The sequence below is a fragment of the Pseudomonas subflava genome, assembly GCF_023823685.1.
GTDB classification, from domain to species: domain Bacteria; phylum Pseudomonadota; class Gammaproteobacteria; order Pseudomonadales; family Pseudomonadaceae; genus Aquipseudomonas; species Aquipseudomonas subflava.
Window position 1 is genome coordinate 461,979 of record NZ_JAMXBF010000001.1, and the last position, 24,331, is coordinate 486,309.

Genomic DNA, 24,331 nt, shown 5'->3' on the forward strand with positions numbered 1-24,331 from the left:
ACCGCCTTGGCGGCATTTACCGCCTGATCGTTCCCGGCGGCCTGAAATTTCTGGCGTGTCTATGCCGTCGCAACGACTGCTTTTTGTTCCTGATTTCGCCGGATGACGCTGGCGGTGCTCGCTGAACCATCTTCCCAGAATGACAATTTGGAATACTGCTCGAACAAGTCAGGCGGTAGTACGGTGTTTCGTGCCTGCGGCGTCACTTGTGGTCTTACTCGATGCAACCCACTGACCCCCAGAGCCTGATCGAACTCCGGAGCGTCGTAGTGCAGGTTATTGAAGTCGTGCTCAAACCACTGTTCGCCAATGAAAGCGTATATGAGCCGTAGCACCTGTTCGGGTGCACGAACCAGCAGGTCGTAATCCACCAGCAGCAAAGAGTCTGCATGTTCGCCGTAATAGGCTTCCTTCAGCGCAGCCCAAGCGAAGCCCACCAACCGGTTGCGCTGCGCGAGGGTATCTACTCGGCTGTAGACGGTATTGCGCTCTGCGTCGTCCACGAACAGCTTGGTATTCTCGTAAGGATTGGCACGGTACAACCGCTCGATGCTATCCATTACCCAGGCCACGTTGCGTACACAGGCGATTACCTTGGCCTGTGGGAAAAGATCATGCAGAGCCGGCAGGCGTGAGCACCACTGTCGATTGGTGTCGAATATCACCGGTTGTTGGCAATCGGCGTAGTAGTTGTCGAACAGCCCCTTTAGCAGTCGGCGCCGCTGCTCCCGGTCGATCACTGCGCCGAACTCACTACCGGCGCTACATTGCGCCAGCACGGCACTGAACAGCGTGCCTATTGGGCTGGTCATGCCTGCTTGGAAGCGTGGATTTTGTAAGAGCAACGCTGACAGTAGCGTCGAGCCCGAACGCGGCAATCCAGAGATGAAGTGGTAGTTGGCTGCTGACATACCTGGGCTTCGTGGGATGGGGGCTGGCATGCGTTATTGGTGCGAGGTTCCAGCGCGGCCACCAGAGGCGCGCTTGGCTGTGTAGGGGCTTGCCTGGCGTTTGAACAGGTCAAGGAATTTCACAGGAACCTCCATGTCGGCACGGTTGTACCAATTCTTAGATTTTGCGGAACTATCGAGAGAATCGCGGGTCGGCGCAACCCCGCTTATGTAACAGAGCCACTTTTTTACCGCTTAGAAACCACTCTCGCGTATGCCCAGTGCAGCGATCCTGCGCCAGACGAAGCCCAGGATCGACTGGCCTTGCCCGCTCAGTACCACCAGGCCGCGCAGGGGTTGTGTCACTTCGAGCTGTGTGTCGAGCAGCTGCAGGCGAGCGCCGTATTGGGCGCTGGTCGGCTCGGCTTCCTGAAGCTCGTTGCGGCGTACGGCGAGGGGGCCGCCATGGTCCGAGGTCAGGGCTTCGAGCTGGATGTGCGCGACTCCGGTGGTATCGATCTCGTCCAGACGGACCGCTGCAGCACTGTGGCTGGGGTCATCGAAAATGAAGCTGCCTTCCGTGCCCGGCTCGATGCGCCACAGTTCTGCTTCTGCCAGGTAGCCGCGCAGTTGCAGGCCGGGTTCGACGATGCGGGCCAGAGTCGTCTGCGGCGATAGCCAGCGCCCAGGCGCGAGGTCGGACGGCAGATCGCGTACGGTACCGGCCGCCGGAGCACGAATCTCCAATCGTTGGCGTTGTGCCGCCAGGCCGCGGTACTCGGCGATGGCTTCGGCCAGTTGCTGTTCGAGCACGGCGGCATCGCCGATGGTCTCGCTGCGTCCGGCCTGGCGGCGCAACTGCAGCTGAAGGATGTCTATCTCGCGGCGCACGATGATCTGGCGTGAGTCGAGGTCGGGAGACTCCAGCTCCAGCAGCAAGGCGCCTTTTTCCACCTGTTGCCCATCGCGTGCGTGTAGCTGCTTGAGGCGCGCCGCCACGGGGGCGTGTAGTGCATGGTTGCCGGCGGCCTCCAGCATGGCTGGGATTTCCACAGAGCTGCGCCAAGGGACGACGAGAATGCCAAGCACCAGCAGCAGGGCGGCACCTGTCAGCAGGCTCTTGCCCGGATGGGCATGGCCGCGGCGTTGCCACCACTCCTGCATTTCCCGCCAGACCGGCAGACCGATGAACCATACCAGTTCGACCAGCATCAGAAAGATGCCCAGCACCTTGAAGAACATGTGGTACACGGCCAGGGCAATGCCGAGGAACAGTGCTGCACGCCACAGCCAGGAGCCGTAGCCCCAGATCAGCAACTTGCGCTGCATGCTCGGCGACCACGGCTCGGGGGCCGGCTCGCCATAGCCGAACAATGCTTCGCGCAGGCGCCAGCGACACAGGGCGAAGCCGCGCCCCTGCAGGTTGTCCACGCCCCACAAGTCGCTGAGCAGGAAGTAACCGTCGAATCGCATAAAGGGGTTGAGGTTGATGATCAGCGTGGTGATCCAGGTGGCACTGGCCAGCATGAAGGCTGCCGTACGCGCCGGCCCGTCAGGCAGTAGCGACCAGGCGAGGAGGGCGATACAGGCCAGCAGCAGTTCGGCGAGCACGCCGCCGGCACCGATGAGCAGGCGCGAGCGGCGGTCTTTGACGCGCCAGGCATCGCTGACATCGGTATAGAACATCGGCAGCATGACCATGAATGCCAGTCCCATGCTCTGTACCCGGCAGCCGGCACGCTTGGCCATGTAGGCATGGCCGAACTCATGACAGAGTTTGGCAAAGGTCAGGGCGATGCCGAACGACAGGGCGCCACCGAGGCTGAATAGATGGGGGAAGGTGGCGATGAAGCGTTCCCAGTCGCGGGCTACCAGGAATATGCCCAAACACAGCAGCAACGGCAGGCCGATGCGCAGCAGCTTGATGCCGTGACGCTGCAGCCAGGGCCAGGTGCGGTCCAGAAATGCATCGGGGCGCCATAGCGGGATACGGAAGAACAGGTACTGGTGCAGCAGGCTTTTCCACAGGCCCTGGCGCTGCTGGGCGGCCTTGCCGGTGTAGCTCTGGCGCTGCTCGGTATCCACGGCAGCGATCAGATCATAGCTGCGCAGAAAGCTCAGTAGCTCTTGCAGATCCGTTTCTCCCAGAGGTGCACCAGGCTCGCGATTGGCCGCCTGCAGTACTTGTGCGGCGTCGCCGAGTGGCCAATGGCGGAGCAGGCGTATGGCCTGGGCACCGAGCTTGAAGTAGCGGCCGCGCAACGGGTCGGCAAGCGTCCATTGTGGCGCGCCGTCCAAGCCCGGTGCCGCTTCGGATAACTGCAGATCGGCGCGCAGTGCGGGCAGTTGCATTTACAGACCTATCGTTTGGCGCAGCGCGGCGAGTGGGCGGCGCAGCAGATAGAGGGCCAGCGGGCCGCGTTCGCCATAGAGTTTGGCGGTGCCACGCAGGCCTATGCGAGGTGGTGCGTCGGTGAATTCGCCATCCAGGCGATAGGCCAGTTGTCCGCTTGCTGTTTTCTGCGCCTCGTAGGCGCTGCGTTGCAGGCGTGCTTCATGGCGGTGGAGCGGGTCGCTGTCGAGGAACAGGGCGATTTCGCTGCCGGGCTGGAAGCCCAGGGCATCACCGACGGCCAGCTCGATGCGCAGTTCCGCCTGTAGGGGATCGGCGATCTCCATCAGACGCTCACCGGTCTGTACCGGTTTGCCGATCCAGCGCTGAGCGTCTGCAAATACCGCAATGCCGTTGCGCTCGGCGCGTACCTCGGTGCGGGCCAGCAGCTTGCGGGCATAGTCGCGCTCGGCACGCTTCTGTTCCACTCGGGCGGCGAACAGATCGATTCGCGCGCTGGATTCGGCGTCGGCGAAGGCGCGCTGAGTGTTGGATTTGAGCTCGGCTTCGGCGACATTCAGGCTGCGTTCGGCAACGTCGGCCTGGGCCTTGATGCTGGTGGCGTCGAAACGCAGCAGTACGTCGCCTTTATTCACGGTCTGGTTGGGCTTGACCAGGAACTCGGCGATAACCCCGTCCAGAGGGGCTGCCACTACCTGGCCGCCCAGTGGCACCACTTCGGCAGGGGCCAGCACGGATTGGCGTATCGGTATTAATAGAAGCAACAGGGCTGCTGCAGCTACCGCGAGAATCTTCTTGCGTGGCCAGCGCAGGCGCCAGGGCTTGCGGGGCTGCAGGGCCAGCCAGGCATGCGCGTAGCAGTTGCCGAGCTGACTCAGCAGTGCCTGCTCGGCCTCGCTCCAGGGTTGCTCCCGGGCAATCCACAGGCCGCCGAAGGGTTGCTGCTGGCGGTCCAGCAGTGGCAACCAGAACACGAAGCCCGAGGACAGGCTGTGCCAGTCGGCTTGAGCCTGAGAGTCGAGTGAGTCGGAGGCCACGCTTTGTGCCTGCGCCGAACGGCCTTGGACGTGCAGCTGGCCGGCTGCGTTCTCGACAAAGGCGACGAAGGGCGCGTTGGGCTCGACCACGCTGATGCCTGTCAGCGCGCGTACCTTGCCGGCAATCAGCAGCGCTGCATGGCGAAAGCCGAACAGGCCTTGTGCATCGTTGACCAGAGCGTAGGCCAGGCTGTCGATGTCCTTGGCGGCGCGTGCCTGCTGTTGCAGAGCCAGTATCTGTGCGAATACCCGCTCGGCCAGACCAGGAACCTGCGCGGTCATGGCGCCTCCGTGAAGCGGGCGCTGCCGCTCATGCCGGCTAGCAGGCCCTGAGTATCGGTCGGCAACGTGCCGATCAATAGCAGTGTCTGGCTGCCTTCGTCGATACGTGCGCCGAGGCGCTTGATCTCGACCTGCAGTGGCCTGCCGGTTTCATCGGGGGTGAATTCGAAGTGCGTGCCGGGTTGCAGGCGGCCGAGCCAGCTCGACGGCACCAACAGACGAACCTCCAGGGTGCGGTTGTCGACGATCTCCAGAAGCGGCGTGCCGCTGGCGACGCTCTCGTGCGGCTGTGCCCTGCGCTGCACGACACGGCCGTCGAAGGGGGCGGTCACGCTGCAGCGCTTGACCTGTACCTGATAGACCTGGGCTTCGGCCTGGGCCTGGGCCTGCTTGGCTTCGGAGAGTGCCACTTCGAAGCGGCCTACCGAGTTGAGGGCGGCCAGCTGTTTGTTGTGGCCTAATTCCTCGCGCGCAGCTCGCACGGCGGCTTGGGCGGCATTGAGCTGGGCCTGATAAGCGCTGCAGTCGAAGCGCACCAATGCGGCACCTTTCTTGAAGTCCTGGCCGTCGGCGTAAGGCATTTCGACGATGCGCCCCGCCAGCTCGCTGGACAGTACTGCCTGATCGCGGGCGCGCAGCACGCCTCGCACGGCACGTTCACTGGTGCTTTGGACAGCGCTGAGCGTCGAATCCAGGAGCGGGTCGTCTGCTGGGCTTTCCGCGTGGCTCGCTTGGGCGATGATCAGGCTCAGAGCTAGGCCAAAGAGGCTTGGCGAGTAATGCATGGCGGCGTCCCTGTATTTCTTGTGCCGGCAGTGTACGGAAGAAGTACCAAGCCGCAAATGTTGTGCGGGCGACTAGTAAAAACCGTTCCGGATGGCGGCTCAAAAAAGGTCATGCACGATGTTAGATGGCGAGCGGTTGCGATCAGAGGGACTTGGATCCGGCGATGGTCAGGTTGGAACCTGCAGTAGTCAGTCGTCCCTGTCGTAGAAGCCTTCGCAGACTTCCGCGCCGATCGGTTCGCTGTATGGGGGCTGAAACCCAAGCTAGCATGCTCTGGCCCAGGTCGGTGGTAGCCTCGCCGTCGGCCTTATAGTGCGTCAGCCTGGGACGGAGGCGGTGATTTCGTATGGCAGCTCGCATTCGTAGCGGGCCCAAGTGAAAGTCGGATAAGTTCCTGACCCTCCGCCGTAGTTATTGCCAGTCGGAGCCGTGCTGACCCTGGGCGCGATCAGGTAGCTGTTCCACCGGCTTGCTGCGGATGGCTTTACTTTGCAGGTGCAGGTGCAGGTCGGCGGAGAAGCTGCAGCTGGAGCCAATAGTCGGCTTCGATGTCGGTGCCGCTGGTATTACCCCTGGGGGAAGGCGGCGTCATCACTGTCGGAGGTCTATCCGCCGGTATTGAGGCCATCTCATGATAAAGGTCAGGCAGCCGTGGATCGCGGCTTCGCCGACGGGTTGCGGTGACGTTTTGCGGCGAGGTGGCATGAGACGAGAGAAACTCAGGGGTTGGCAGCCTGCTTGCTCTCCCACGCCTGCAGCGCCTTGACCCGCGCCTGGCTGTCGGCCATCGGCTTGGCCAGGGATTCGACGTAGAAGTCCAGCCAGCTGCGCGAGCCCGGGGTCATGGCGGCCAGTTCGCGCATGCCTTCCTTGAGCGCGTTGAGCGTCTGCTGGTAGTTGTGCTCCTGGCCGATCAGGGTGCGTGACACCATGCGCACGTTCTCCCGGTCCTGTTCGCGCGGGGCCGGGTTCACCTCCGGGGCCTCGGCCTCAGTAGGCGGGACTACCTGCTGCTGCGCCTGGAGCAGGATCAGCCGCTGCTGGTCCTTGACCTGCTGCTGCAGCGGGGCGATCTGCAACTGCAGCGCGCCGATTTCCTTCTGCAGCGCCTCGACGCTGGCCATGCTCGCGGCGCTCGGCTGCTCCTCGCCTTCGGGCGTCTCCGAGCCGCCGAAGATGGCGACCAGCACCCAGGCAACCAGGTTCAGCACCAGCGCGCCGGCCAGGCCGAAGATCAGCATGCGGTTGAGCCGGCCGGCCTTTTCCAGCTGCTCGAGGCGCTGCTGTTCGGTGAGCCCATCGCTGCTGGGCGTTTCGCTGTCGTCGCTCATGATCGTCTGTCCTTGCTTTGGCATGGCATGTTGCCATTATGGTCGGCGAGTCGCTGGCTGCCTACTGGCAGCATAGACAGCGCGCTCCAGCGGCCGTCGCAGGCAACGGCGGCGCGCTAGAACGAGGCGAGGATGCGCCCGAGCACTTCCATCGCCCTCTCGCTTTGGGCATCCCAGGCGTGCCCATGGTTCAGCCTGGCGCAACTGCGAAAGCCGCGGGTGGCGGAGAAGATCGGCCCCGGCGCCAGGCTGATGCCCTGGGCCAGGGCGAGCTGGAACAGCTGCAGCGAGTCGACCCGTTCGGGGAATTCGAACCACAGGAAGTAGCCACCGTTGGGCCGGGTGACCCGCGTCTCGGCCGGGAAGTGCCGGGCGGCGGAGGCGAGCATCGCCGCCTGCTGGGTCTCCAGGGCGATGCGCAGCTTGCGCAGGTGACGGTCGTAGCCGCCGTGCTGCAGGTAGTCGGCGATGGCGGCCTGGGCCGGCACCGACGGCGAAATGGTGGTCATCAGCTTGAGCCGGGCGACCTGGTCGGCGTAGCGCCCGCCGGCCACCCAGCCCACCCGATAGCCCGGCGCCAGGCTCTTGGAGAAGGAGCCGCAGTGCATCACCAGGCCGTCGTCGTCGAAGCTCTTCACCGGCTTGGGCGGCTGCGGCCCGTAGTGCAGCTCGGCGTACACGTCGTCCTCGATCAGCGGCACCTGGTGGCGCTTGAGCAGGGCATACAGCTCGATCTTCTTCGCCTCGCTCAGGCTCGCGCCCATGGGGTTCTGCAGGCTGCTCATGAACCAGCAGGCCTTGATCGGCAGGTGCTCCAGGCGCTCGGCCAGTACGCCGAGGTCGATGCCCTCGCGCGGGTGCACGGGGATCTCCACCGCCTTGAGCTTGAGGCGCTCGAGCACCTGCAGCGTGGCGTAGAAGGCCGGCGACTCGATGGCCACCAGGTCGCCGGGGCGGGTCACCGTCTGCAGGCAGAGGTTGAGGGCTTCCAGCGCGCCGGTGGTGATCACCAGTTCCTCCAGTGGCAGGCGCACCCCGGCGACCATGTAGCGCAGGGCGATCTGCCGGCGCAGGTCCGGGTTGCCGGCGGTCATGTCGGCGATCACCGCGTGGCCGGGCATGTCGCGCAGCGCGTGGGCCATGGAGCGGGCCAGGCGCGGCAGGGGGAACAGCTCGGGGCTGGGGAAGGCCGAGCCGAACGGCACGGTGTGCGGGTCCTTGAGCGAGCCGAGCACGGAGAACACCAGCTCGCTGACGTCCACCTCGGTGCTGGCGGCGGTCGGCGCGCTGCTGCCCGGCTCGGCCAGCGGCTGGCGGGCCAGTTCGCGAACGAAGTAGCCGGAGCGGGCGCGGGCCTGGATCAGACCGCGGTCCTCCAGCAGGTAATAGGCCTGGAACACGGTGGACGGGCTGACCCCGTAGGTACGCCGGGCGTGGCGCACCGAGGGCACCCGCTCACCGGGGGCGAGCACGCCGCTGCGGATCAGCTCGGCGATCTGGTCGGCCAACTGCTCGTAGCGCTTCATCCCGTTCCCGACTGTGGTCCATGACGGGCCACAGTCTACGGGCAGCGTGCGGCCATCCGCCATCAGCGGCCGCTCGGGGCGAGGAAGGTGCTGTCGGCCTCCTGGCGCTGGCTCGGGTCGGCCAGGTTGATCACCTCGAAATACACCGGCGCGGCGCTGCGGCCCAGAGGCTCGCGCTCCAGTACCACGCTCACCGGCACGTCGACGATCTCGCCGGCCGCCAGCGCGAGGTCGCCCGGCCCGCTGAGCCGGAACGGCTGGTTCGGCGCCAGGCCGAGGTGGTAGCGCTGCGGCTGCTGGGTCTTGTTGATCACCTTGAGCCGGTACACGTTCTCGATCTGCCCGGCGGCGTTCTCGCGGAACATGCCGCGGTCCTTGGCCACGTCCAGCGAGACCAGCGAGCGGGCGTCAAGGGCCCAGCAGAAGGCGCCGATCATCAGTAGTAGCGCCGCCGCATAGCCTACGAGGCGCGGGCGCAGCAGCCGGGTGCGGCCGCCCTGCAGTTCGCGCTCGGAGGTGTAGCGGATCAGCCCGCGCTCGTAGCCCATGCGGTCCATGATGCTGTCGCAGGCGTCGATGCAGGCGGCGCAACCGATGCAGTCGACCTGCAGGCCGTCGCGGATGTCGATGCCGGTGGGGCAGACCTGCACGCAGACGGTGCAGTCGATGCAGTCGCCGAGGCCTTCGGCCTTGTGGTCGATCTCCTTCTTGCGCGGGCCACGCCGCTCGCCGCGGCCGGCGTCGTAGGAGACGATCAGCGTGTCCTGGTCGAACATCACGCCCTGGAAGCGCGCGTAGGGGCACATGTACACGCAGACCTTCTCGCGCAGCCAGCCGGCATTGAGGTAGGTGGCGGCGGTGAAGAACAGCACCCAGAACGCCGTGGCGCCGTCCAGCTCGCCGTTGAAGGGCGCCGCGACCAGCTCGCGGATCGGCGTGAAATAGCCGACGAAGGTCAGCGCCGTGACCAGGCTCACCACCAGCCACAGGCCGTGCTTGGCGCCGCGGCGCAGCAGCTTGGCGGGCCCCCAGGGCGCGGCGTCGAGCTTGATGCGCTGGTGGCGTTCGCCCTCGGTGACCTTTTCCACCCACATGAACACCCAGGTCCACACGCTCTGCGGGCAGGTGTAGCCGCACCAGACGCGGCCGGCGAATACGGTGATGGTGAACAGGCCGAAGGCGCAGATGATCAGCAGCGCCGAGAGCAGGATGAAGTCCTGCGGCCAGAAGGTGGCACCGAAGATGTAGTAGCGGTGTTCGGAGAGGTCCCAGAGCACGGCCTGGCGCCCGCCCCAGTTCAGCCAGGCGGTGCCGAAGAACAACAGGAACAGCAGGCCCGCCCCGTAGCGCCGCAGATCGCGAAAGCGGCCGCTGAAACTGCGGGTGTGGATCGGCCCGCCGGCTTGCGCCGGCGTCAGGCGGATGGGCTGGCGCGGGTCGATGCTCTCGATGATCCGCGCGGGGATGCGCTCGCTCATGGTGGTGCCCCTCGGGCTTGTAATCAGGCTGAGCGAACTGTGCGCGTCGGGCTGTTTGGATAACAGACTCAGGTTGATCGGCAAAAACCGTATCAGATGGTGCGGTCGGCCTTTCGTCGGAGGGGCCCGAGCGTTAGCCCAGGCGGGCCGGTCCAATGCGCGGGCGGGGCAATCCCGCCGGGGCGTGCATGAGGATTCCACCCGGGCGCATTTCGGATCATGCGCCGGCCCGGTCGGTCTAATCGCTGACAGGAACTGGATATGGCTACCACCGACAGCATGGGCTGGACCTTCTACGGTCTGGTCGAAGACCGCTTCTTCGACGACAGCGGCGATCACTACGTCAACATGGACCCCGGCGCCTACGGTTACAGCGCCGGCGAGCAGGTGCAGGGCCAGCTCACCCTCGGCGGCGCGGCGCTGACCGCCTACCTCGCCGCGCTGGACGGCGCCGGGCTGGGCAGCGTGGCCCTGGATGCCGGCGCCGGCGTAGATTTTGCGCTGCCGGTGCCGCGGGTCGGCGGGCTGGACCAAGACGACTTCACGCCCTGGAGCGCGCCGGTGCTGACCCTGACCAGCCAGGGCCTGGACAAGCCGCTGGCCGATGCCCAGGCCTTCCTGTTCTCCGAGGACGATCCGGATGGGCCGAACTTCTGGATGAGCCAGGCCGACGCCGGCGGCTTCTTCTTCCGCGATGACGACGACGTGCAGATCCATCTCTACGGCGCCTGGGTACCGGACGATGCGGTCGTCGGCCAGGTGATCGGCGGCGACGGCGACGAGGTGCTGACCGGCGGGAACGAGCTGACCCTGCTCTACGGCCGCGGCGGCGACGACGCCATGCAGTTGCGTTCCAGTGGTTATGCCTGGGGCGGTTTCGGCGAGGACGTGCTGCGTGGCAGTGGGGAGGCCGACTGGCTCTACGGCGGCTATGACGGCGATGTGATCAGCGGTGGCGTCGGTAGCGACCAGCTGCGCGGCGAGGGCGGCGCGGACCGTATCAGTGGCGGCAACGGCGACGATGTCATCCACGGCGATTCGCGTTGGCAGCCCAGCGGCGACGACCGTCTCTCCGGCAACGCCGGTGACGACCGTCTGTATGGCGGCTGGGGCAACGACCTGCTGCGTGGCGGTGCCGGCGCCGACCACCTGGACGGCGGGGAGGGCCAGGACACCGCCGACTACGCCGATGCCGCGTCGCGCGTCTGGGTCCGTCTCGATTCGCTGACCGCCCTGGTGGACGACAGCGAGGCCGATGGTGATCTGCTGCTGAACATCGAGAACCTGGGCGGCAGCCGATTCGACGACGACCTGCGCGGCAGTCAGGGCGACAACCGTCTCTACGGCCGTGACGGCGACGACCGGCTGATCGGCCTGGGCGGCAGCGATCGTCTGTACGGCGGGGCCGGCGACGATTGGCTGTTCGGTGGCGTGAGCAGCGTCGAGGCGGATGGCAACGACTACCTGAGCGGCGGCGAGGGCCGGGACACCTTCCAGGTTCGCCTGAGCATCCGGGAGCCGGATTCGGGCGGCTTTCTGGATGCCGACTTCGGTACCGATACGATCCTGGATTTCAATCCCCGGGAAGACCTTCTCCAGTTCGTCGCCTCCACCAGCGCCTTCAGTCAGCTGAACATCAGCGAGCACCAGAGCGCGTCCGGCACCGGCACCCTGATCGAGGCGAACAACCACAGCAAGGTGTACCTGCTCGGCGTGGTCGCCGATCAACTGAGCGAGGCGAACATGCAGCACATTCAGGCTTGAAGCGCCGTGTCAGGGCGGGCCAGGGAACGGCCTGCGAGCGAGTGGCAGCTCTTCGCACCGCCTTGGCAAGAATTCCTTACGCAGTTTCGAGTGCATCTAGGTGGCCGGCGGCGCTGTAAGGAAAACTTGCCGAGGCCCCCGGTGCCGAGCACGGCGGCGACTGTTGCGGCGGCTTGTCGCAGGGCCGCCGCGCGGTTGTGATGAGGTCATCCACCCGTGCCACAGCGAGCACGGGCGACCGCCCACAACAACAATCATGGAGGCCGGATGAACGCCGTGGCCAAGATCGATCAGCACAACCCCATCGGAACCGACGGTTTCGAGTTCGTCGAATTCACCGCGCCCACCGCCGAGGGCATCGAGCAGCTGCGCCAGCTGTTCAGCGCCATGGGCTTCACCGAAACCGCCAAGCACCGCTCCAAGCAGGTCTGGCTGTTCCAGCAGAACGACATCAACTTTGTGCTCAACGGCAGCCCCACCGGCCACGTGCGCGCCTTCGGCGAGAAGCACGGGCCGAGCGCCTGCGCCATGGCCTTCCGGGTGAAGAACGCCGCCCAGGCCGCCGCCTATGTCGAGCAGCAGGGCGCCACCCTGGTTGGCAGCCACGCCAACTTCGGCGAGCTGAACATCCCCTGTGTCGAGGGCATCGGCGGCTCGCTGCTGTATCTGGTGGACCGCTTTGGCGACAAGACCATCTACGACGTCGACTTCGAGTACATCGAGGGCCGCAAGCCGGGCGACAACGCCGTCGGTCTGCAGCAGATCGACCACCTGACCCACAACGTCAAGCGCGGGCAGATGGACGTCTGGTCCGGCTTCTACGAGCGCATCGCCAACTTCCGCGAGATCCGCTACTTCGACATCGAGGGCAAGCTCACCGGCCTGTTCTCCCGGGCCATGACCGCGCCCTGCGGCAAGATCCGCATCCCGATCAACGAGTCGGCCGACGACAAGTCGCAGATCGAGGAATTCATCCGCGAGTACGAGGGCGAAGGCATTCAGCACATCGCCATGAGCACCGACGATATCTACGAAACGGTGCGCCGCCTGCGCGCCAACGGCGTGGACTTCATGTCCACCCCGGACACCTACTACGAAAAGGTCGACACCCGCGTGGCCGGCCATGGCGAGCCGACCGCCACCCTGCGCGATCTGAACATCCTCATCGATGGCGCGCCCGGCGACGACGGCATCCTGCTGCAGATCTTCACCAACACGGTGATCGGCCCGATCTTCTTCGAGATCATCCAGCGCAAGGGCAACCAGGGCTTCGGCGAGGGCAACTTCAAGGCCCTGTTCGAATCCATCGAAGAGGACCAGGTCCGTCGCGGCGTGATCAAGGCCGAGGAACGATGAGCCCCTTCCGTAGGGTGCGCCGCGCGCACCATAAAGGCCTCGTCATGCGGTGCGCCCGCGACACCCTGCCGGGAGTCAGCTCATGAGCCGCAAATGGATCAGCTTCCCCCTGCGCGAGGGCGAGCATTCGCGCCAGGCCCACTGCGATTTTCCCGAGGGCACCTACGAGCGGGAGATGGGCCGCGAGGGCTTCTTCGGCCCGGTGACCCACCTGCACCACAAGCACCCGCCCACCGGCTGGATCGATTGGGAAGGCCCGCTGCGCCCACACGCGTTCAACTTCAACAGGATTGCCAGCGAGCGCGACTGCCCGCTGGAGGCGCCGCTGTGCCTGCACAACGCCGACGTGAAGCTGCGCGTGTGGAAGACCGCCGAAACCATGCGCCACCTGGTGCGCAACAGCGACGGTGACGAGCTGCTGTTCGTGCATGACGGGGCAGGGCACTTCTACTGCGACTTCGGCCACCTGGAATACCGCGATGGCGACTACCTGGTAATCCCGCGCGGCACCGCCTGGCGCATCGAGCCGAGCGCGCCCAGCCACTTCCTGTTGATCGAGAACACCGACGGCGCCTACCAGCTGCCGGACAAGGGCCTGCTCGGCCCGCAGGCGATCTTCGACCCGGCGGTGCTCGACCACCCGCGCATCGACGACGCCTTCAAGGCCCAGCAGGACGAGCGCACCTGGCAGATCCGCATCAAGCGGCGCAACCAGATCAGCACCGTCACCTATCCGTACAACCCGCTGGATGCGGTCGGCTGGCACGGCGACAACACGGTGGTGCGCCTGAACTGGCGCGATATCCGCCCGCTGATGAGCCATCGCTACCACCTGCCGCCGTCGGCGCACACCACCTTCGTCGCCAGCGGCTTCGTGGTCTGCACCTTTACTCCGCGTCCCGTCGAGTCAGATCCCGGCGCGCTCAAGGTGCCGTTCTTCCACAACAACGACGATTACGACGAGGTGCTGTTCTACCACCGCGGCAACTTCTTCAGCCGCGACAACATCGAGGCTGGGATGGTGACGTTGCACCCTTGCGGCTTCCCCCATGGCCCGCACCCCAAGGCGCTGAAGAAGGCCCAGGAAGACCCGGCCACCTTCGCCGAGGAAGTGGCCGTGATGATCGACACCCGCCGCGCGCTGGAGGTGGCCGAGGCCGCCGCCGCGGTGGACGTGCCCGAGTACGTGAACTCCTGGCGTGCGCCGGGGAAACAAGGCTGAGAACTACACGGACTATTCCCTCTCCCCTCGGGGGAGAGGGCCAGGGAGAGGGGCAGGCAATCTCACCCTCTGCCTACGCGGCCCGCCCCGACCCCTCTCCCACGAGTGGTAGAGGGGAGAACAGCTCAATGCATAGGAACAACTCATGAAACTCGCATCACTCAACCAGGGCCGCGACGGCGAACTGGTCGTCGTCTCCCGCGATCTGACCCGCGCCGTCAAGGTGCCGCAGATCGCCGCTACCCTGCAGGCCGCGCTGGACGACTGGGCGACCAAGCGCCCGCTGCTGGAGTCGGTCTACCAGCGCCTCAACGACGGGCTGATCGACGAGGCCTTCGTCTTCGACCAGGCCGACTGCCACAGCCCGCTACCGCGCGCCTATCACTGGGCCGACGGCAGCGCCTACGTCAACCATGTCGAGCTGGTGCGCAAGGCGCGTGGCGCGGAAATGCCGGAATCCTTCTGGCACGACCCGCTGATGTACCAGGGCGGCGCCGACAGCTTCATCGCGCCGCACGCAGCGATCCAGATGGCCGACGAGGCCTGGGGCATCGACCTGGAGGCGGAGATCGCGGTGATCACCGACGACGTGCCCATGGGCGCCACGGCGGCCCAGGCGGCCGAGCGCATCCAGCTGCTGATGCTGGTCAACGACGTGTCGCTGCGCAACCTGATCCCCGGCGAGCTGGCCAAGGGCTTCGGCTTCTACCAGAGCAAGCCGTCGTCGAGCTTCTCGCCGGTGGCGGTGACGCCGGACGAGCTGGGCGAGGCCTGGAAGGACGGCAAGGTGCATCGGCCGCTGGTCTCGCATATCAACGGTGCGCTGTTCGGCCAGCCCAACGCCGGCGTGGACATGACCTTCAACTTCCCGATCCTCGTCGCCCACGCCGCCAAGACCCGCCCCCTGGGCGCCGGCACCATCATCGGCTCCGGCACCGTGTCCAACTACGACCGCAGCGCCGGCTCCAGCTGCCTGGCCGAGAAGCGCATGCTGGAGATCATCGAGCAGGGCGAGGCGAAAACGCCGTTCCTCAAGTTCGGCGACCGGGTGCGCATCGAGATGTTCGACGCCGCCGGCCAGAGCATCTTCGGCGCCATCGACCAGACGGTGGAAAAGTATGAGTAGCCCGGATTCAGTCCGGGAAATCCTCAGGCCTGTCCCGGATTGCATCCGGGCTACGGGGTGGGCGAGTCCATGCTGACGCTCTACGGCTACTGGCGCTCCAGCGCCGCCTACCGGGTACGCATCGCCCTGGGCCTCAAGGGCCTGGCCTACCGGCAGGAGTCGGTGCACCTGGTCAAGGACGGCGGCCAGCAACACGCGGCCGAGTACCGTGAGCTGAACCCGCAGGAACTGGTGCCGCTGCTGGTGGACGATGTCAACGGCGGCGCACGCATCGCCCAGTCGCTGGCCATCCTCGAATACCTCGACGAGGTCTTCCCGGTGCCGGCGCTGTTGCCTGGCGATCCGGTCCATCGCGCCCAGGTGCGCGCCCTGGCCCTGCATATCGCCTGCGATATCCACCCGCTGAACAACCTGCGCGTGCTGCAGTACCTCAGCGCCGAGCTGGGCGTCGACGACGAGGCGAAGAACACCTGGTACCGCCACTGGGTGGAGAAGGGCCTGGCGGCGGTGGAGCAGGGGCTGGGTGGGCTCAGGGGTGGCCTGTCGCTGGGCAACCGGCCGGGCTATCTGGAGGCCTGCGTGATTCCGCAGCTGTACAACGCGCGGCGGTTTGCCTGCTCGCTGGATGCTTTTCCGAAGCTGCTGGAGATGGAGGATCGCTGCCTGGCGTTGGATGCTTTCAAGGCCGCAGCACCGGAAGCTCAGCCAGACGCAGTGCTCTAGCTCTAATCCCCTCTCCCGTTTACGGGAGAGGGTTAGGGAGAGGGCGCTTTTGTTCCTGCGTGCTTTCGTGCCGCTGCTGGTTTTCGTGTTGGCTTCGGCAGTGGTTCCGCCCTGCTGGGCGGGTCACTTTTTCCAATCGCGGAAAAAGTAACCAAAAACGCTTGCCCCCGACATCCGGCCCCGCCTGCGGCGGGGTTCCCTCACTCCATCATCGCTCCAGGGGCACGCCGCGAAGGGCCATCCCTGGCCCATCGCGTCTCTCGCGGCATCCATGCCGCTCAACCCCTTGCGCAATGATTCCGTTCGGCCTCCTGAAGGGGGCGTTTGGAGTTGCCTGAAAGCTCTGTATTCCTTTCCCGATGGTTCCCACGCTCCGCGTGGGAACCCATCCCGTGACGCTCCGCGTCACAGAGCCGCCGGCAGCGCAAAACACGCAATGGACGCAGAGCGCCGAAAGCAACATTCCCACGCACAGGGTGGCAACGATCAAGTGGAGAGCTGATGTCGGCTGCAGACGGCTGTAGTTTGATGGCGGTGAGAAGCTGCAATGAGCTGGCTGATGCAGTTTCAATGCTTTAAACAAAACGCCCGGAACATCCGGGCGTTTTGCTTTCTGGGTCATGCAGGCGGCGATCTGCGTCTGCGAAAGGCACGCGGCTAGTTCGGAACCAGATCAATGCTGCCGCAGTTGGAGCCCTTGGTGGCGATCATGTCCACCCGCCTGTCCCGGTTGATTGCAACACGCATTTCGCAGTTGGCTTGGTTAAACACATCACCCCAGTATTCTTGGTGCACCACTTGCCCATTTACCGGGCCGGTGTAGGTGCCGAGGGCTTCGCGCGTGGTGTACGAGGTGTCGTAGCCATACACCAGTACGACCCACTGCTTGTCGGTTATTCCGCCTATCTGTTGTGGCGCGCCGAAGTAGTCGATGACTTCAGCCGCCGGCCGACCCTGCCAGTAATTACGGGCCAGGGTATCCGGGACGTTCATGCCCGCGCAGCCGCTCAGCAGCAGGGTCGTCATTCCGAGCGCGATGATCTTTTTCATTGCACGCTCTCCTTCGAGCCGCCGGTTGCCGGCTGAGGCATCATGTCGAATGCTTCATCGATTTTCTTCAGGATGGCTTCTTTTGCCAGCTCACGTCCTTGAGCGGCGAAAATCGCACCGGACTGCTCGTCCAAGGTCGAAACCTGCATCTTCCCAAGGTGGTGGTATGCACGATTCGACGCTCGTTCACCGGGCTTGCAGACAAAGTCCCGGCTCTTGATCATCCAGTCTTCTGGTTTCTTGAGCCATTCGCCGTCTACATCCTTGCCGGACCAGGTGTTGCTCCAGTCGTTATGCACCTGGATGTTGGTGACGCGAGCTCTTTGCTTGGCACAGTCCACTTCGATATCGAGGAAACCGACCCACGCTGCTCCACCCTCCCGACTTTCCGACTGGAAAACGCCTGCCGTGCGAATGCCCCCAGGGCGACTGGCATTAGCCCCCGTACGATCATCGATGTAGTAAATGTGGCGGTATCCAGACTCCGCCTCTTCCTGATGGACGATCCAGAAGTCGCCGGTAGGCGGGACATCCGCCTGCGCGGCGAACGAAGTACTGAGGAGCAAGGCAGGCAGTAAATGCCTGAGAGAAGGGCACATGGCGACAATCCTTTGCTGTTGAGACCATCGCAGGGCGAAAAGCCCTACGGCAGAGAGGTCTCGGAATCTAGCGGCGGGGCTTGGACGAAATCAAGTCAGCTCGCCCATTTTCACCGATTCGGTCAGGTTTTTGCGTGCCGATAGTGCTGGCGGCGCAGAGCGATGCTCGATAGTTACTGGATTTGATAGGGCATCAAACGGGCACCCTTGAACTTCATCCAATGGAAAATAAATCAGTCCCCTTTTCCCACTGCGTCTGTCCGTCGGCATGGTGCTCTCGGAGGTCCATGCCGCTCTGCTCACTCTCCCTATGGGGCGTTTGGCGCGGCCTGAAAGGGCACCAGCGAATGCTGTCTGTTGGAGCGGCTTCAGCCGCGATTCAGGTTACCCAGCAGTTGCCAAATATCGCGGCTGACCGCTCCCACAACCATAACCATGCTGACTAGTTCCTCTAGGAGGGCGTTTGGCCGCGACCTGCCGAGACAAAAACCACAAGGCAACCCGGAGCCAGAGTCCCCGTCAGTAGGCCGAGTGGAGGTGTTGCGCAGGGGGACGAGCCGCATGGATGCGGCGAGAGGCTTAAAGGGCCAGGGACGGCCCTTGTAAGCCGGCCCCCGGAGCGGCACCGGAGGGAGGGAAGTCTGGCCGTAGGCCAGACCCGGATGTCGAAGTGGCCTTCTCTTTGGTTACTTTCTCTTGGCCAGGCAAGAGAAAGTGACTCGCCGTAAGGGCGAAAGGGGCTGGTTAGTTCCGTGTGGTGGGTTAGAAATAAATTTAGAACTGACCTTGTCGAAGATTCAGCTCGCGCAAGAATTGCTCTCTGGTTGCCATCAGTAGCATTGCTTTGCCACTCCAGAATTTAATATTTAACTCAATTACATGCCTCATGTCTGCTAGGTATAGATCCATTTCTCTCATCATGCTCTGATGTCGATCAGCAGATCCTTTTAGATGGTCGTCAATTACCTGTTGAAAAATCATGCGACGCTCAAGTCCTGATTTCTCGGCCGTTGAGGCCGACTCAACCAAGTTAAATAAATCAACTGTTCCCGCTGCTTGACCTCGTGCTAGATCTTCTAGGTCATTAATTGTGCAGTAGAAGATGTCGTCTAAAGAAAGAGGTGTGGTAGGGTGTTTTTTATTTAATTCACACTGTAAGTTTGTATCGATGTGATCTGCAACCCAGCGCCCCCCGAAAATTCCAAAGTCCTCGTGGGTTACTATCAATAAAGAGAATTTCTTATCCTTGAACTCGGGTGTTTTTGCCAGCTCTGTCGCGGAGTGCATGCCTTGGTGAATTGCCTTGATAAAGCTTTTCTCTAATAATTTCTTAAGTAGCTCTGGATCTGTTGCTGTCTTAACTATTGAGCTGGGCTCTATGGCCTTGCTTTCAATGAGGATGACATGTTTTTCGTCGTGGGTTAGAAAGTCAACAACTTTGCCTTGGATTCCGTACTTCTTGTAAAGCGATTCTATGATATTTTCTGGCCAATATTTTAGTTTGGAGAATTCTAAGAGTTCGTTAATATATTTTTCAAAATCCGGTCCGAATTGATCTTTGTGTCCGGGGATTTTCTTTAGATACCTAGGGACGAATTCTGCCATGCTCGCAAAGAATAAAGTTGAATCAACTACTAGGAGTTGGTCTCCATTGATTAATATTGGGCGTTCTTTGAATGGTGTGTCTTGGTAATATTCGCTCTGGTAAATATCATCGAGGCGATGCGATTCAATGAAGGCTTGAAGGTCGCTGGTCCTCACGCCGATCAAGGCAAGATAGCGAAATAGTTCATTGAAGGGTATCTGTGGGCAAAGATTGTGTATTAGCTGGAATAGATTTATATCCAACACGGTTAATTTATGATTTTTAACTGATAGCATTATATGTATGGTGATTATGTAAAAATTTCGGAGCTTTATGCCGCTGATTTTTCTGAATTCATCTGCATACCAAGGGTTCTCTCCATTCAATAATAGGCTTTGTCTAAAAAGGGAAAGCAGCGCTGATTCGTCTCCGCGCTGGTACCACAATTGCTGAAGAAGCATTGGGCGCAGTTGTAGCTCTATTGTTTGCGCGTCAAGATTTGATGCGAGGTGTTGGATTCCATATAGTCTGTTGGAGAATCCATAATATTCTTCTCGAGACATGCTTTTTTCGCCACTTTTACCAAGTAGCGCCAGTTTTAAAAGCAATAGCAAAACCCAGGGCATGCGCATAATTGCTTTTTTGCGGTCTGAGTTGTCAGCTGTTAGGGAACCTACTGCAGCGCTTATCACTGAGAAATGGTTGTATCTTTCCAATTCGTGACTTATAAGTCGGATCTCCTGCTGGTACTTTTCAATACTCATCCAGTCTCCTAGCGGTTATGCAAGGCTTTATTGTTTGTAGTAGGTTGCAGCTGGCTGTTTCAACTTTGGATTTTTTGCTGCATGTTGTTGGTTAATGGTTAATCTGGGTGCAGTTGATCATTCATATCGATACAAATACCCATCTGCCCTTCGAATAATCAAGTGCCTCGCCCTTGCGGCGGTCAATCCAACGGCAACTCCGTAGTCCTCTTCACCTCACTCATCGCAATATGCGAGTGCGCCTCGTGCACGTGCGGGCGTTGCAGCAGGTGGTCGCGCAGGAAGCGTTCGTAATCGGCGATGTCCTTGGCCACTACCTTGAGCAGGTAGTCCGAGCCGCCGGCCATGGTGTGGCACTCCAGCACTTGGGGGTAGCCGACCACCGCCTGTTCGAACTCGTCCAGGTTATTGCGGCCGTGGGCCGAGAGCTTGATGTCGACGAACACCGTGATGCCCAGGCCGAGCTTCTTCGGGTTGAGCAGGGCGACCTTGCGTTCGATCAGCCCTTCTTCCTGCATGCGGTGGATGCGCCGCCAGCAGGGCGATTGCGACAGCTCCACCTTTTCGGCGATCTCCGCGGCGGAGAGGTCGGCGTCGTGTTGCAGCAGACGAAGGATGCGGCGATCGATGGGGCTCAGTTTTTCCTGCATGAATTCTTCTCTTTATTTGTCATGGCGGGATAACTCATGCGCAGTATCCCGCTTGCCGCTCAAAAAAAGAAAGAAAAAGCCAGAACCCCTCGGTCATAGTTTTGGCAACGACCCGTCGCGGTGATCCCGCGCCAGGGTTCAACGGCTGTGCCTAACCGGCACGCCTCGCTCACCACAAGAACAAAAGGAGCGCGCCCCATGTCTCTGGCCGAAATCCGTCTGGACGACAAATACCGTGTAGCCACGGGCCAGCTGTACCTCACCGGTACCCAGGCCCTGACCCGCCTGCCCATGCTGCAGAAGCAGCGTGATGCTGCCTTCGGCCTGAATACCGCCTGCTTCATCTCCGGTTACCGGGGTTCGCCCCTGGGCAACCTCGACAAGAGCCTGTGGGAGGCCAAGCAGTTTCTTCAGGAAAACCACATCCACTTCCAGCCCGGCGTCAACGAAGAACTGGGCGCCACCGCCGTGTGGGGCAGCCAGCAGGCCAACCTGTTCCCCGGCGCGCGCTACGACGGCGTGTTCGCCATGTGGTATGGCAAAGGCCCGGGCGTGGACCGCTGCGGCGACGTGTTCAAGCACGGCAACTCGGCCGGTGTGGCGGAGAAGGGCGGCGTGCTGCTGCTGGCCGGCGACGACCACGGCTGCAAGTCCTCGACCATCGCGCACCAGAGCGAGCATGCCTTTATCGCCGCGTCGATTCCGGTGCTGAACCCGGCCAACGTCCAGGAGATTCTCGACTACGGCATCATCGGCTGGGAGCTGTCGCGCTACAGCGGCTGCTGGGTGGCGCTGAAGACCATCGCCGAGAACGTCGATTCCTCGGCGGTGGTGGAAGTTGATCCGCTGCGCGTGCAGATCAAGCTGCCGACCGACTTCCAGCTGCCGGAAGACGGCGTACACATCCGCTGGCCGGACCCGCCCCTGGCCCAGGAAAAGCGCCTCAACCAGTTCAAGATCTACGCCGCCCGGGCCTTCGCCCTGGCCAACGACCTGAACCAGATCAAGCTCGATTCGCCCAACCCGCGCCTGGGCATCATCACCACCGGCAAGTCCTACCTGGACGTGCGCCAGGCGCTGAACGACCTGGGCCTGGACGACGAGCTGTGCGCCCAAGTGGGCCTGCGCGTGCTGAAGGTCGGCATGAGCTGGCCGCTGGAGCCGGTCTCGGTACACCAGTTCGCCGAGGGCCTGGACGAGATCCTGGTGGTCGAGGAGAAGCGCAGCATCATCGAGGACCAGCTCACCGGCCAGCTGTACAACTGGCCAGTCGGCAAGCGTCCGCGGGTGGTCGGCGAGTTCGACGAGGAGGGCAACTCGTTGCTGCCCAACCTGGCCGAGTTGACCCCGGCGATGATCGCCCGGGTCATCGCCAAGCGCCTGGCGCCGATCTACACCAGCGCCACCATCGACGAGCGCCTGGCCTTCCTCGCCGCCAAGGAAGCCGCGCTGGCCGCGCCCAAGCACGACACCAAGCGCACCCCGCACTTCTGCTCCGGCTGCCCGCACAACAGCTCCACCCAGTTGCCGGAAGGCAGCCGCGCCCTCGGCGGCATCGGCTGCCACTACATGACTCAGTGGATGGACCGCCGCACCGACACCTTCACCCAGATGGGCGGCGAGGGCGCCACCTGGATCGGCCAGGCGCCGTTCACCGACACTCCCCACGTGTTCCAGAACCTCGGCGACGGCACCTACTTCCACTCCGGCCAGCTGGCCCTGCGCGCGGCGGTCGCCGCAGGCGTCAACATCACCTACAAGATCCTCTACAACGATGCGGTGGCCATGACCGGCGGCCAGCCCATCGACGGCGAGCTGCGCATCGACCAGCTCAGCCAGCAGGTGTTCGCCGAGGGTGTGAAGCGCATCGCCCTGGTCAGCGACGAGCCGGACAAGTACCCGACCCGCGCCACCTTCGCGCCCATCGTCACCTTCCACCATCGCCGCGAGCTGGACGCCGTGCAGCGCGAGCTGCGCGAGATCAAGGGCACCTCGGTGATCCTCTACGACCAGACCTGCGCCACCGAGAAGCGCCGTCGGCGCAAGCGCGGCAAGCTGGCCGACCCGCAGAAGCGCGCCTACATCAACCCGGCCGTGTGCGAGGGCTGCGGCGATTGCAGCGTGAAGTCCAACTGCCTCTCCGTGCTGCCGCTGGAGACCGAGCTGGGGCGCAAGCGCGAGATCGACCAGAACGCCTGCAACAAGGACTTCTCCTGCGTCGAAGGCTTCTGCCCGAGCTTCGTCACCGTGCACGGCGGCGGCCTGCGCAAGCCCGAGGCGCTGGGTGCCAAGGCGCTGTTCGTGGCCCTGCCGGAACCGCGTCAGCCTGATCTGGCGCGGCCGTGGAACATCCTCCTGCCGGGTGTCGGCGGCAGCGGTGTGACCACCGTCGGCGCGCTGCTGGGCATGGCCGCGCACCTGGAAGGCAAGGGCTGCACCGTGCTCGACCAGGCTGGCCTGGCGCAGAAGTTCGGCCCGGTGATCAGCCATATCCGCATCGCCGCGAAGCAGGACGATATCTACGCCGTGCGCATCGCCGCCGGCGAGACCGACCTGCTGCTGGCCTGCGACCTGGTGGTGGCGGCCGGTGAGGAATCCCTGGCCAAGCTCAACGACAAGATCGCCAACGCCGTGGTCAACAGCCACGAGGCGGCCACCGCCGAGTTCACCCGCAACCCGGACGCCCGGGTGCCCGGCGCGGCCATGCACGAGGCGCTGGTGGAGGCGGTGGGCGAGAGCAAGACCCACTTCGTCGACGCCACCCGCCTGGCCACCGCGCTGCTCGGCGATACCATCGCCAGCAACCTGTTTATGCTCGGCTATGCGTATCAGAAGGGCTTGGTACCGGTGTCCGCCGAGGCCATCGACAAGGCCATCGAGCTCAACGGCGTGTCGATCAAGCTCAACCAGCAGGCCTTCCTCTGGGGCCGTCGTGCCGCCCATGACCTGGCCGCCGTGGAGCAGCTGGCCAAGCCGAAGAACCCCGAGGCGCCGCGCTGCGAGAGCTTCGACGAGATCGTCGCCGACCGCATGGCCCGTCTCACCGCCTACCAGGACGCCGCCTACGCCCAGCGTTACCTGGACCTGGTGACCCGTGTGCGCCAGGCCGACAGCGGCGCCGACCAGGCCCTGAGCCGCGCCGTGGCGCGCTACTACTTCAAGCTGCTGGCCTACAAGGACGAGTACGAGGTGGCGCGGCTGTACAGCGAGCCGGCCTTCCGTCAGCGCCTGGAAGCGCAGTTCGAGGGCGACTACCAGCTGCAGTTCCACCTGGCGCCGAGCTGGCTGGCCAAGCCCGACCCGCGCACCGGCGCACCGATCAAGCGCACCTTCGGGCCCTGGATGCTCAAGGCCTTCGCCGTACTGGCGCGCTTCAAGTTCCTGCGCGGTAGCGTGATCGACCCGTTCGGCCACAGCGCCGAGCGCAAGGTCGAGCGCGAGCTGATCGGCGAGTACGAGGAGCTGGTCGAGCTGCTGCTCAAGGAACAGCGCCCGGACAACTACCGCACCGCGGTGGCCCTGGCCGAGCTGCCGGGGCAGATCCGCGGCTACGGCCACGTCAAGGACAAGTCCCTGGCCAAGGCCCGCGAGCAGGCCGAGCAGCTCAAGACGCGCCTGCTGGTCAGCGAGATCTCCGCCGTCCAGCTGTTCGAGCCTGCGGCCTGATCGAACCCCCCTCCGGAGCAGACCACCCCTCTCCCTTTGGGAGAGGGGCAGGGGTGAGGGTCTCCGGGCACCTGGGATTCCCTCATCCGGCCTTCGGCCACCTTCTCCCGGAGGGAGAGGGGTCTCCGTGCATACCCAACATT

Annotated in this window: 17 protein-coding genes; 6 read left to right on the plus strand and 11 right to left on the minus strand. The window is 63.5% G+C overall.

Annotated features, from left to right (window positions below; translation table 11 throughout):
- Positions 1–59: 59 nt before the first annotated feature.
- The 7 genes from NF616_RS02210 to ccoG all read right to left on the minus strand — a co-directional run bounded on the left by NF616_RS02210 (position 60) and on the right by ccoG (position 9,683).
- A complete protein-coding gene (locus NF616_RS02210; protein ID WP_252271412.1) occupies positions 60–911 on the minus strand; it encodes a sulfotransferase in 852 nt (283 codons plus the stop codon).
- A 234-nt stretch (positions 912–1,145) separates the two neighbouring features.
- Positions 1,146–3,242, minus strand: coding sequence for a site-2 protease family protein (locus NF616_RS02215; protein WP_252271413.1), 2,097 nt, complete (start codon positions 3,240–3,242; stop codon positions 1,146–1,148).
- A complete protein-coding gene (locus NF616_RS02220; RefSeq protein ID WP_252271414.1) occupies positions 3,243–4,562 on the minus strand; it encodes an efflux RND transporter periplasmic adaptor subunit in 1,320 nt (439 codons plus the stop codon).
- Positions 4,559–5,347: an efflux RND transporter periplasmic adaptor subunit gene (locus NF616_RS02225; protein WP_252271415.1), complete on the minus strand. Its 789-nt coding sequence runs from the start codon at positions 5,345–5,347 to the stop codon at positions 4,559–4,561. The genes NF616_RS02220 and NF616_RS02225 overlap by 4 nt, the downstream gene beginning before the upstream one ends.
- A 720-nt stretch (positions 5,348–6,067) precedes the next feature.
- Positions 6,068–6,679: a hypothetical protein gene (locus NF616_RS02230; RefSeq protein WP_252271416.1), complete on the minus strand. Its 612-nt coding sequence runs from the start codon at positions 6,677–6,679 to the stop codon at positions 6,068–6,070.
- A gap of 116 nt (positions 6,680–6,795) precedes the next feature.
- Entirely contained in the window at positions 6,796–8,205 is a 1,410-nt protein-coding gene (mapR, locus tag NF616_RS02235; protein WP_252271417.1) for a GntR family transcriptional regulator MpaR, read from the minus strand.
- 62 nt (positions 8,206–8,267) lie between these two features.
- Positions 8,268–9,683 (minus strand): cytochrome c oxidase accessory protein CcoG, encoded by a 1,416-nt coding sequence (gene ccoG / locus NF616_RS02240; RefSeq protein WP_252271418.1) that lies wholly within the window; start codon positions 9,681–9,683, stop codon positions 8,268–8,270.
- 261 nt (positions 9,684–9,944) lie between these two features.
- Here ccoG and NF616_RS02245 point away from each other — a divergent pair, with 261 nt between their 5' ends.
- The 5 genes from NF616_RS02245 (at position 9,945) to maiA (ending at position 15,874) form a co-directional block, all read left to right on the plus strand.
- Positions 9,945–11,447, plus strand: a complete 1,503-nt coding sequence (locus tag NF616_RS02245; RefSeq protein ID WP_252271419.1) for a calcium-binding protein — start codon at positions 9,945–9,947, stop codon at positions 11,445–11,447.
- A 267-nt stretch (positions 11,448–11,714) separates the two neighbouring features.
- Positions 11,715–12,803: a 4-hydroxyphenylpyruvate dioxygenase gene (gene hppD, locus NF616_RS02250; RefSeq protein ID WP_252271420.1), complete on the plus strand. Its 1,089-nt coding sequence runs from the start codon at positions 11,715–11,717 to the stop codon at positions 12,801–12,803.
- Between the two features lie 82 nt (positions 12,804–12,885).
- Positions 12,886–14,025 carry a homogentisate 1,2-dioxygenase gene (locus NF616_RS02255; protein ID WP_252271421.1) on the plus strand — a complete coding sequence of 380 codons (1,140 nt, stop codon included), beginning with the start codon at positions 12,886–12,888 and terminating at the stop codon, positions 14,023–14,025.
- A 145-nt stretch (positions 14,026–14,170) separates the two neighbouring features.
- Positions 14,171–15,151, plus strand: coding sequence for a fumarylacetoacetate hydrolase family protein (locus NF616_RS02260; RefSeq protein ID WP_252271422.1), 981 nt, complete (start codon positions 14,171–14,173; stop codon positions 15,149–15,151).
- A 69-nt stretch (positions 15,152–15,220) separates the two neighbouring features.
- On the plus strand, positions 15,221–15,874 hold the full coding sequence (maiA, locus tag NF616_RS02265) for a maleylacetoacetate isomerase (protein ID WP_252271423.1): 654 nt from the start codon (positions 15,221–15,223) through the stop codon (positions 15,872–15,874).
- Between the two features lie 657 nt (positions 15,875–16,531).
- Here maiA and NF616_RS02270 read toward each other — a convergent pair.
- The 4 genes from NF616_RS02270 to NF616_RS02285 form a co-directional block, all read right to left on the minus strand.
- Positions 16,532–16,924, minus strand: a complete 393-nt coding sequence (locus tag NF616_RS02270) for a putative periplasmic lipoprotein (protein ID WP_252271424.1) — start codon at positions 16,922–16,924, stop codon at positions 16,532–16,534.
- A complete protein-coding gene (locus NF616_RS02275) occupies positions 16,921–17,523 on the minus strand; it encodes a hypothetical protein (protein ID WP_252271425.1) in 603 nt (200 codons plus the stop codon). Before NF616_RS02275 ends, NF616_RS02270 begins: the two co-directional genes overlap by 4 nt.
- A 774-nt stretch (positions 17,524–18,297) precedes the next feature.
- Positions 18,298–19,872: a GapS1 family protein gene (gene gapS1, locus NF616_RS02280; RefSeq protein WP_252271426.1), complete on the minus strand. Its 1,575-nt coding sequence runs from the start codon at positions 19,870–19,872 to the stop codon at positions 18,298–18,300.
- A 182-nt stretch (positions 19,873–20,054) separates the two neighbouring features.
- Positions 20,055–20,522, minus strand: a complete 468-nt coding sequence (locus NF616_RS02285; RefSeq protein WP_252271427.1) for an Lrp/AsnC family transcriptional regulator — start codon at positions 20,520–20,522, stop codon at positions 20,055–20,057.
- A gap of 198 nt (positions 20,523–20,720) precedes the next feature.
- On the opposite strand from NF616_RS02285, the gene NF616_RS02290 reads away from it, so the two are divergent.
- Positions 20,721–24,188, plus strand: coding sequence for an indolepyruvate ferredoxin oxidoreductase family protein (locus tag NF616_RS02290; RefSeq protein WP_252271428.1), 3,468 nt, complete (start codon positions 20,721–20,723; stop codon positions 24,186–24,188).
- Positions 24,189–24,331 lie beyond the last annotated feature (143 nt).

Excerpts from the sequence above, each read along its gene's own strand:
- gapS1 (WP_252271426.1), bottom strand. The coding sequence starts at position 19,872 with ATGAGTATTGAAAAGTACCAGCAGGAGATCCGACTTATAAGTCACGAA.
- NF616_RS02220 (WP_252271414.1), bottom strand. The coding sequence starts at position 4,562 with ATGACCGCGCAGGTTCCTGGTCTGGCCGAGCGGGTATTCGCACAGATA.
- NF616_RS02225 (WP_252271415.1), bottom strand. The coding sequence starts at position 5,347 with ATGCATTACTCGCCAAGCCTCTTTGGCCTAGCTCTGAGCCTGATCATC.
- NF616_RS02270 (WP_252271424.1), bottom strand. The coding sequence starts at position 16,924 with ATGAAAAAGATCATCGCGCTCGGAATGACGACCCTGCTGCTGAGCGGC.
- NF616_RS02275 (WP_252271425.1), bottom strand. The coding sequence starts at position 17,523 with ATGTGCCCTTCTCTCAGGCATTTACTGCCTGCCTTGCTCCTCAGTACT.
- NF616_RS02245 (WP_252271419.1), top strand. The coding sequence starts at position 9,945 with ATGGCTACCACCGACAGCATGGGCTGGACCTTCTACGGTCTGGTCGAA.
- NF616_RS02260 (WP_252271422.1), top strand. The coding sequence starts at position 14,171 with ATGAAACTCGCATCACTCAACCAGGGCCGCGACGGCGAACTGGTCGTC.
- NF616_RS02230 (WP_252271416.1), bottom strand. The coding sequence starts at position 6,679 with ATGAGCGACGACAGCGAAACGCCCAGCAGCGATGGGCTCACCGAACAG.
- NF616_RS02210 (WP_252271412.1), bottom strand. The coding sequence starts at position 911 with ATGTCAGCAGCCAACTACCACTTCATCTCTGGATTGCCGCGTTCGGGC.
- maiA (WP_252271423.1), top strand. The coding sequence starts at position 15,221 with ATGCTGACGCTCTACGGCTACTGGCGCTCCAGCGCCGCCTACCGGGTA.
- mapR (WP_252271417.1), bottom strand. The coding sequence starts at position 8,205 with ATGAAGCGCTACGAGCAGTTGGCCGACCAGATCGCCGAGCTGATCCGC.
- NF616_RS02255 (WP_252271421.1), top strand. The coding sequence starts at position 12,886 with ATGAGCCGCAAATGGATCAGCTTCCCCCTGCGCGAGGGCGAGCATTCG.
- NF616_RS02215 (WP_252271413.1), bottom strand. The coding sequence starts at position 3,242 with ATGCAACTGCCCGCACTGCGCGCCGATCTGCAGTTATCCGAAGCGGCA.
- hppD (WP_252271420.1), top strand. The coding sequence starts at position 11,715 with ATGAACGCCGTGGCCAAGATCGATCAGCACAACCCCATCGGAACCGAC.
- NF616_RS02285 (WP_252271427.1), bottom strand. The coding sequence starts at position 20,522 with ATGCAGGAAAAACTGAGCCCCATCGATCGCCGCATCCTTCGTCTGCTG.
- ccoG (WP_252271418.1), bottom strand. The coding sequence starts at position 9,683 with ATGAGCGAGCGCATCCCCGCGCGGATCATCGAGAGCATCGACCCGCGC.
- NF616_RS02290 (WP_252271428.1), top strand. The coding sequence starts at position 20,721 with ATGTCTCTGGCCGAAATCCGTCTGGACGACAAATACCGTGTAGCCACG.